Raw genomic sequence first — 7784 nt, forward strand, 5'->3', positions numbered from 1 at the left:
CCCCAACTTATAGGTTTAGTGTTGTGGATCTAAAGTCTAGCCTGGCGGCACAACTTTAGCCTGTATTGTTAGCGCCGGCATAACGGGACACGGGACAAAAGTTCGCCTGCGCAATCCGCTGCTGGCACTTCTGACCGTCGCAAGTACTCGTCTATAACATTATGCCGCGAAAGCGAGACTTCAACCAAATCCTAAAATCGATTCAGCAAGTTTAAAGTCACAATTCGATTAATTTCGCGCTTCAAAATAAATGTGCTGGTTAAATACCAGACCCAACAGGGCGAATCAATGCCAGGTGAGTTGAAAGTTTGACGTGGGCCACAAAAAAGCACCCCGAAAGGTGCTTTTTTATGCGATTTTTACAGTCCGCGACTACTGCTGCAACTCTTTCTCAGTGAAGAGATCGGCAAACAGGGCGGTACTTAAATAGCGCTCACCTGATGAAGGCAGAATAACGACAATGTTCTTGTTGGTAAAGGCCTCATCTTCCTGCAGCTTCAGCGCAGCGGCAACGGCAGCACCAGAGGAGATACCTGCCAGAATGCCTTCCTCTTCCATCAGACGGCGCGCAACGCTAATTGCTTCATCGTTGGTGATGGCGACGACTTTGTCGATCAGCTTCAGATCGAGGTTGCCGGGAATAAAGCCAGCACCGATACCCTGGATCTTGTGCGGGCCTGGCTTCAGCTCTTCGCCTGCCAGCGCCTGGGCGATAACCGGGGAGTCCGTCGGCTCTACCGCCACGGTGATCAGATCGGTTTTACCCTTGGTATTTTTGATATAGCGTGACACGCCGGTCAGCGTACCGCCGGTACCCACACCGGAGATGAAGACATCTACCTGGCCGTCGGTATCTTCCCAGATTTCCGGGCCGGTGGTCTTCTCATGGATTTCCGGGTTAGCAGGGTTGCTGAACTGCTGGAGCAGCAGGTACTTAGCGGGATCGCTGGCCACAATCTCTTCAGCTTTCTGGATTGCGCCTTTCATGCCTTTCGCGCCTTCGGTCAGCACCAGGTTCGCGCCCAGCGCTTTCAGCAGCTTACGACGCTCAATGCTCATGGTTTCCGGCATGGTCAGCGTCAGCTTGTAGCCGCGCGCGGCAGCGACATAGGCCAGCGCAATCCCGGTGTTGCCGCTGGTGGGTTCTACCAGCTCAACGCCCGCTTTCAGCACGCCCCGTTTTTCGGCATCCCAAATCATATTGGCACCAATACGGCATTTCACGCTGAAGCTTGGGTTACGGGACTCGACCTTAGCGAGGATGCGTCCATTACCGATGCGGTTCAGTCGGACCAGCGGCGTGTGGCCGATAGTCAACGAGTTGTCTTCAAAAATCTTACTCATAGCCCGTCCTTAACTGTATGAATTTGGGAACGACATCAGCATACGCGGTTAAGGAATATGCGGAAGTAAGGATTTCGCATATCTATATGCTGATGAGAAATAATAGCAACAACTATGGAATAAGAACGGAATATTGCCCTCAATTCCAGAGGGCATGCTTTGATCGGTAGCAATCTACCCACATAGCGGTCGCGCCGCAGACGGCAACGGGCATGATCACCAGATTAAGAACCGGTATCAGGGTAAACAGGCTGGTCAGCGCGCCAAACTGCATATTGGTGACCTTTCTCGCCCGCAGCGCGCCGCGCATGGCTTTAAAAGGCACCTTATGGTTATCGAAGGGGTAGTCGCAGTACTGGATCGCCAGCATCCACGCGCTAAACAGGAACCACAGTACCGGAGCCACGGTCTGCCCGATACCGGGAATAAAGTAGAGCAGCAGCAGAACGGCAGCACGTGGCAGATACCACGCCAGCTTTTGCCACTCGCGCTTCATAATGCGCGGCAGATCCTTAACGATACCGGTAATGCCGGTGTCCGGCGGCGTTGCCCCGGTCAACCTGGCTTCAAGCTGCTCGGCCAGCAGGCCGTTAAAGGGGGCGGCAATCCAGTTGGCAATGGTTGAGAAGAAGTAACCAAAGACCAGTATCACGGAGAGCACGGCGATGGGCCATAGCAGGTAGCTCAGCCACTGCAGCCAGTCCGGTACGTGGCGCATCAGCGCCGGGATCCAGCTATCGAGCCGGGTAAACAGCCAGGCAAAAGCACAGCCAATCAAGATGATGTTGACCAGAAGCGGCATAATCACAAAGCGTCGTATGCCGGGCAGGGTGATGAGCTTCCAGCCCTGGGAAAAGTAATAAACGCCGCTGCGGGGCGGGGTAACTGATGTTGAAACCATAGTCGGGCTATACTCCTTTAATGACCACCGAATGGGGTACGCGGCTATAATATCCGTATCGCGCAGACCGCACAGCTCGGAAATGTTCGAAAAAACAGCAAAAAGTACGATTTTACACATCTTTATGCGGTGAAAGCTGCGTGTGCACTTGCACTTGCGCTGAACGGCAAATACTCTTAGTGAGTAAATGTTTGCCGTGGTGGCAAGGTGTTAGAACAACAGAGAATATAATGATGCAGGATTTGCGTCTGATATTAATCATTGTTGGCGCGATCGCCATAATCGCTTTACTGGTTCACGGTTTTTGGACCAGCCGGAAAGAGCGTTCGACGATGTTCCGCGATCGCCCAATGAAACGCATGAAGTCGCGTCGTGACGATGATGAGTCGTATGACGACGACACCGAAGATAACGTCGATGAAGGCGTGGGTGAAGTGCGTGTTCATAAAACGGGCCACGCCCCAAGTGCGGGTCAGGAGCACGAAGCTCCGCGAACGCCGCAGCACCAGTATCAGCCGCCTTACGCGTCTGCCCAGCCTCGCCAGCATGCTCCCGTACAGCAGCCTGATGAGCCGCTGCGTCAGGTACCGCCTCAGCAGCCTGCTGCACCGCGCGTTGAGCCTCAGCCGGTAAGAGGTGCGCCAGCGCAGCCTGTCCAGCAGCCTGCTCAGCCTCAACCGGTACAGCAGCAACCTGTGCAGCAGCACGCACAGCATCAGCCTCTTTCTCAGCAGCCAGTGGCTCAGCCTCAGCAGCCTGTCGCTCAGCAGCCAGCACCGGAACCCGCTCCGCAGCCTGCACCGCAGGAAGCACCTGCAGCAGTCGAGAAGCCGCAGCGCAAAGAGACAGTCATTATTATGAACGTTGCCGCACATCCGGGCAGCGAACTGAGCGGTGAAGCCCTGCTGGCCAGTATTCAACAGGCCGGTTTCGCCTTTGGTGATATGAATATTTTCCACCGCCACCTTAGTCCTGACGGCAGCGGTCCGGCCCTGTTTAGCCTGGCGAACATGGTTAATCCGGGCACCTTCGATCCGGAGATGACCGGCAACTTTACTACCCCTGGCGTCACCATGTTTATGCAGGTGCCGTCCTATGGCGATGAGTTGCAGAACTTCAAGCTGATGCTCCAGTCCGCACAGTACATTGCCGATGAAGTCGGTGGCGTCGTGCTGGACGATCAGCGCCGGATGATGACGCCGCAGAAGCTGCGTGAGTACCAGGACCGCATTCGTGAAGTAAAAGAGGCGAACGCTTAAATCCTGCGGTAGTTTTATCTCTCTAATAAGCCCCCGCCTGTCGGGGGTTTTTTCTATTGATGGTGCGATATGGAATCAATCGAACAACAGCTGACTGAACTGCGAACCACGCTTCGCCATCATGAATATCTCTATCACGTGATGGATGCGCCTGAAATCCCGGATGCTGAATATGACCGTCTGCTGCGCGAGCTGCGCGCCCTTGAGGCCGAGCATCCGGATCTTATTACGCCGGACTCCCCTACCCAGCGGGTAGGGGCCGCACCGTTGACGGCCTTTACCCAGGTGCGCCACGAAGTGCCGATGCTGTCGCTGGATAACGTCTTCGATGAGGAGAGCTTTCTGGCGTTTAACAAACGTGTACAGGATCGCCTGAAGAGCACCGATGCCCTGAGCTACTGCTGTGAGCTTAAGCTCGACGGGCTGGCGGTCACTATTATTTATGAGAACGGCGTGCTGATCCAGGCCGCTACCCGCGGGGATGGCACCACCGGGGAGGACATCACCACTAACGTGCGCACTATCCGGGCGATCCCCCTTAAGCTGCACGGAGATAACATTCCGACCCGGCTGGAGGTACGCGGCGAAGTCTTTCTGCCTCAGGCGGGCTTTGAGAAGATTAACGATGACGCCCGACGCACCGGTGGCAAAGTGTTTGCTAACCCCCGCAACGCGGCGGCAGGCTCTCTGCGCCAGCTCGATCCGCGCGTTACCGCTAAGCGGCCGCTGACCTTCTTCTGTTACGGCGTAGGTATCCTGCAGGGGGGCGATCTGCCCCGCAGCCATCTGGGCCGTCTGCAGCAGTTCAAGGCCTGGGGCCTGCCGGTGAGCGATCGCATTCGCATCTGCGACACGCCGGAAGCCGTACTGGATTTCTACCATCAGGTGGAGGCAGATCGTCCAACGCTTGGGTTCGATATCGACGGCGTGGTGATCAAAGTCGATTCTCTCGACCTGCAGGAGCAGCTGGGATTCGTTGCCCGCGCTCCACGCTGGGCGGTGGCGTTTAAGTTTCCAGCCCAGGAGCAGTTGACCTTTGTGCGTGACGTGGAGTTCCAGGTTGGACGCACTGGGGCAATTACCCCCGTGGCGCGCCTTGAGCCAGTGCAGGTAGCGGGCGTGCTGGTCAGTAACGCCACTCTGCACAATGCGGATGAGATCGCGCGTCTGGGACTGAAAATTGGCGATCGGGTCGTGATCCGCCGGGCGGGAGATGTGATCCCGCAGGTGGTTAACGTGGTCGAGTCCGAGCGTCCAGCGGATGCCCGTGACGTTGAGTTCCCGACGCACTGTCCGGTCTGCGGCTCCGACGTTGAGCGCGTTGAGGGCGAAGCGGTAGCGCGCTGCACCGGCGGGCTAATCTGCGGGGCGCAGCGTAAAGAGTCATTGAAGCATTTTGTCTCCCGCCGGGCGATGGATGTGGACGGCATGGGCGATAAAATTATCGATCAGCTGGTAGAGAAAGAGTATGTGCACACCCCAGCCGACCTGTTCCGCCTGACGGCGGGCAAGCTGACGGGGCTGGATCGGATGGGACCAAAGTCGGCGCAGAACGTAGTGAACGCGCTGGAGAAGGCGAAAGAGACCACTTTTGCCCGCTTCCTCTACGCACTGGGCATTCGTGAGGTAGGCGAAGCCACGGCGGCAGGCCTTGCGGCACACTTTGGTACCCTCGAGGCGCTGGAGGCAGCATCTATTGAGGAGCTGCAGAAGGTGCCGGACGTCGGCATCGTCGTCGCTACCCACGTATTTAACTTCCTGGCGGAAGAGAGCAACCGTGAGGTGATCCGCGATCTGGTCGCAGGCGTTGGCATCCACTGGCCAAAACCGCTGGTAGTTAATGCTGAGGAGATCGACAGCCCGTTCGCCGGTAAAACGGTGGTACTGACTGGCAGCCTGAGCCAGATGTCCCGGGATGACGCGAAGGCGCGGCTGGTGGAGCTGGGGGCAAAAGTAGCGGGCAGCGTATCGAAAAAGACCGATCTGGTGATCGCTGGCGAAGCGGCTGGCTCTAAGCTGGCAAAAGCGCAGGAGCTGGGGATTGCAGTAATTGACGAAGACGAGATGCTGCGCCTGATGGGAGCCTGAGATGGATAAAGCCCAGCTGGTGGAGATTGCCAATACCGAGATGCCCTTTGGTAAATATAAAGGCCGCAGGCTGATCGATCTTCCGGAGGAGTACCTGCTCTGGTTTGCCCGCAAGGAGACATTTCCTCCCGGGCATCTGGGGCAACTGATGGCCTTTACGTTGCTGATTAAGACCGAGGGGCTGACTCATCTGGTGCAGCCCCTGCGGCGGCCTTAGCTGTTATCAGCGGCCTGACGCGCCTGCTGAGCATCGGCCTGACGCTTATAACGGCGCGCCAGTACGGCACAGACCATCAGCTGGATCTGGTGGAAGATCATCAGGGGCAGCACCATCATCCCAATCACCGAAGTAGGGAAGAGAATATTGGCCATCGGGATGCCGTTGGCCAGACTCTTTTTCGAACCGCAGAAAACGATGGTAATTTCATCGGCTTTATTAAAGCCGCAGCTACGCGCCACCAGGATGTTTACCCCCATCACGATCGCCAGCAGTACCAGACTGACAATCACAATAAACAGCAGCGATCCCATTCCCACTTTATGCCAGATGCCATTCACCACCGCTTCGCTGAAGGCAGAGTAGACGACCAGCAGGATAGAGGTCTGGTCGGTTTTGGCGATCCACTTTTTATTCCGCGCAACAAACGCGGCGGTCCATGGACGGGAGAGGTGGCCCAGTACAAACGGCAGCAGTAGCTGCAGCATGATCTTGCCGACCTGCTCCAGGCTGCCCTGTGCACCGTGCATATTCATTACCAGTCCAACCAGCAGCGGTGAGAGGAAAATGCCCAGCAGGCTAGAGGCGGAGGCGGAGCAGACCGCCGCGGCTACGTTACCTCCCGCCAGCGAGGTAAAGGCAATTGCGGACTGCACGGTAGCAGGCAGGATGCAAAGGTAGAGAAAACCGGTATAAAGCTCAGGGCTGACGTTGACCGGCGCCCACCAGGCAAACAGCACGCCCAGCACCGGGAAGAGGATAAAGGTGCTGCACATTACCCATAGATGCAACCGCCAGTGGCTGCCCCCGGCGATAATAGCTTCCCGGGAGAGCTTGGCCCCGTGCATGAAGAACAGCAGGGCGATAGCTGCGGTGGTGAGTCCTTCAAAAAATGGCACGAAGCCGCCGCGGGCCGGAAGAAAAGATGCCAGTAAAACCACGGCAATGAGCGTGAGGGTGAAGGGATCGAGGACGCGTAAAAATTTCATAATGACTCCTGAAAGACAGTGCCACCATTTTGCGTTTTTATGGATGTTAATGAAAAGTGATTTATCGCGTTTGTTGAGAAATTAGAGAGGCATAACGCCTCTCTGAGCGGTTAGATGTAGATATCAATCTTATGCTCGGCGGAAGGGGAGTTTACGCCCTCTGCTTTAGTCTGTTTCTGCTCCTGATTTTTCTGCGCCTCTTCTGCCTGGCGGCGCTGGAGCTGAGCGATCTGCGCCTGCAGCAGCTTGATCTGGTTCTGGATCTGCTCCTGCTGTTTCTGCTTTTCTTCCGCTGTGCCGGTGCCGCTTGCCACCTCTTTCAGCTGCTTGGTAAGTTTAGTGACCTGCTGGGTGAGGCTTTGGATCTGGGATGCAATATTGCTGTTGGCACTGCCGGAGGAACTACCGGAGCTGCTGGACTGAACTGACGGTGTCGATGTTGAAATTGTTGTCATTATAAAACCTCTCTTGCCATAAACCTGTTATATCGGCATTTTTTTAGCGAGCTTGAGAGTATTTATAGGCAGGATGAACCATAGGCGAGGTAGCGCAGAAAGCAAAAAAGCGCCTTTAGGGCGCTTTTTTACATTGGTGGGTCGTGCAGGATGACTCGCTTCGCTCGCCCTTCGGGCCGTCGCCGTTAACGGCTCCGTTGTCTCACTACGTTCGACCCGAACCTGCTGCAGGTTCAAATCGTTAAGTACAGCAGATAGCAAAAAAGCGCCTTTAGGGCGCTTTTTTACATTGGTGGGTCGTGCAGGATTCGAACCTGCGACCAATTGATTAAAAGTCAACTGCTCTACCAACTGAGCTAACGACCCGAAATGGTGGGCGATGACGGGCTCGAACCGCCGACCCCCTCCGTGTAAAGGAGATGCTCTACCAACTGAGCTAATCGCCCATTTCGGAACTGCTATTGATAAGATGAGATTGGTGGGCGATGACGGGCTCGAACCGCCGACCCCCTCCGTGTAAAGGAGATGCTC

The 7784-nt window shown here is 56.0% G+C and carries 7 protein-coding genes, 2 tRNA genes and 1 other RNA gene; 3 read left to right on the forward strand and 7 right to left on the reverse strand.

Going from position 1 to position 7784, the window contains the following annotated elements:
• Nucleotides 1-372: 372 nt before the first annotated feature.
• Both cysK and cysZ read right to left on the reverse strand, forming a co-directional pair.
• On the reverse strand, nt 373-1344 hold the full coding sequence (cysK, locus tag RTN40_RS17975; RefSeq protein ID WP_042389425.1) for a cysteine synthase A: 972 nt from the start codon (nt 1342-1344) through the stop codon (nt 373-375).
• A gap of 139 nt (nt 1345-1483) precedes the next feature.
• On the reverse strand, nt 1484-2245 hold the full coding sequence (gene cysZ / locus RTN40_RS17980; RefSeq protein WP_312229660.1) for a sulfate transporter CysZ: 762 nt from the start codon (nt 2243-2245) through the stop codon (nt 1484-1486).
• Between the two features lie 230 nt (nt 2246-2475).
• Here cysZ and zipA point away from each other — a divergent pair, with 230 nt between their 5' ends.
• The 3 genes from zipA (at nt 2476) to RTN40_RS17995 (ending at nt 5809) form a co-directional block, all read left to right on the forward strand.
• Complete coding sequence (gene zipA / locus RTN40_RS17985) at nt 2476-3504, forward strand: cell division protein ZipA (protein ID WP_312229661.1); 1029 nt, start codon at nt 2476-2478, stop codon at nt 3502-3504.
• Nucleotides 3505-3573: 69 nt separating this feature from the next.
• Nucleotides 3574-5592, forward strand: coding sequence for an NAD-dependent DNA ligase LigA (gene ligA / locus RTN40_RS17990; RefSeq protein ID WP_312229662.1), 2019 nt, complete (start codon nt 3574-3576; stop codon nt 5590-5592).
• 1 nt (nt 5593) lies between these two features.
• Nucleotides 5594-5809: a DUF3820 family protein gene (locus RTN40_RS17995; protein ID WP_042389434.1), complete on the forward strand. Its 216-nt coding sequence runs from the start codon at nt 5594-5596 to the stop codon at nt 5807-5809.
• Here the strand turns inward: RTN40_RS17995 and RTN40_RS18000 are convergent.
• The 5 genes from RTN40_RS18000 to RTN40_RS18020 all read right to left on the reverse strand — a co-directional run bounded on the left by RTN40_RS18000 (nt 5806) and on the right by RTN40_RS18020 (nt 7699).
• Nucleotides 5806-6798: a bile acid:sodium symporter family protein gene (locus RTN40_RS18000; RefSeq protein WP_312229663.1), complete on the reverse strand. Its 993-nt coding sequence runs from the start codon at nt 6796-6798 to the stop codon at nt 5806-5808. The two genes, RTN40_RS17995 and RTN40_RS18000, sit on opposite strands and share 4 nt — an antisense overlap.
• 110 nt (nt 6799-6908) lie before the next feature.
• Nucleotides 6909-7253 (reverse strand): FlxA-like family protein, encoded by a 345-nt coding sequence (locus RTN40_RS18005; RefSeq protein ID WP_312229664.1) that lies wholly within the window; start codon nt 7251-7253, stop codon nt 6909-6911.
• Nucleotides 7254-7387: 134 nt separating this feature from the next.
• Nucleotides 7388-7507, reverse strand: a non-coding RNA gene (locus RTN40_RS18010) — RtT sRNA.
• 36 nt (nt 7508-7543) lie between these two features.
• A tRNA-Lys gene (locus tag RTN40_RS18015) sits at nt 7544-7619 on the reverse strand.
• A gap of 4 nt (nt 7620-7623) precedes the next feature.
• A tRNA-Val gene (locus tag RTN40_RS18020) sits at nt 7624-7699 on the reverse strand.
• Between the last annotated feature and the right edge of the window lie 85 nt (nt 7700-7784).

The sequence above is a fragment of the Pseudescherichia sp. genome, assembly GCF_031987975.1.
Taxonomy (GTDB): Bacteria; Pseudomonadota; Gammaproteobacteria; order Enterobacterales; family Enterobacteriaceae; genus Pseudescherichia.

What these genes read in the sequence shown, in the direction of transcription:
- cysZ (WP_312229660.1), bottom strand. Translation starts at nt 2,245, where the DNA reads ATGGTTTCAACATCAGTTACCCCGCCCCGCAGCGGCGTTTATTACTTT.
- RTN40_RS18000 (WP_312229663.1), bottom strand. Translation starts at nt 6,798, where the DNA reads ATGAAATTTTTACGCGTCCTCGATCCCTTCACCCTCACGCTCATTGCC.
- RTN40_RS18005 (WP_312229664.1), bottom strand. Translation starts at nt 7,253, where the DNA reads ATGACAACAATTTCAACATCGACACCGTCAGTTCAGTCCAGCAGCTCC.
- zipA (WP_312229661.1), top strand. Translation starts at nt 2,476, where the DNA reads ATGATGCAGGATTTGCGTCTGATATTAATCATTGTTGGCGCGATCGCC.
- cysK (WP_042389425.1), bottom strand. Translation starts at nt 1,344, where the DNA reads ATGAGTAAGATTTTTGAAGACAACTCGTTGACTATCGGCCACACGCCG.
- RTN40_RS17995 (WP_042389434.1), top strand. Translation starts at nt 5,594, where the DNA reads ATGGATAAAGCCCAGCTGGTGGAGATTGCCAATACCGAGATGCCCTTT.
- ligA (WP_312229662.1), top strand. Translation starts at nt 3,574, where the DNA reads ATGGAATCAATCGAACAACAGCTGACTGAACTGCGAACCACGCTTCGC.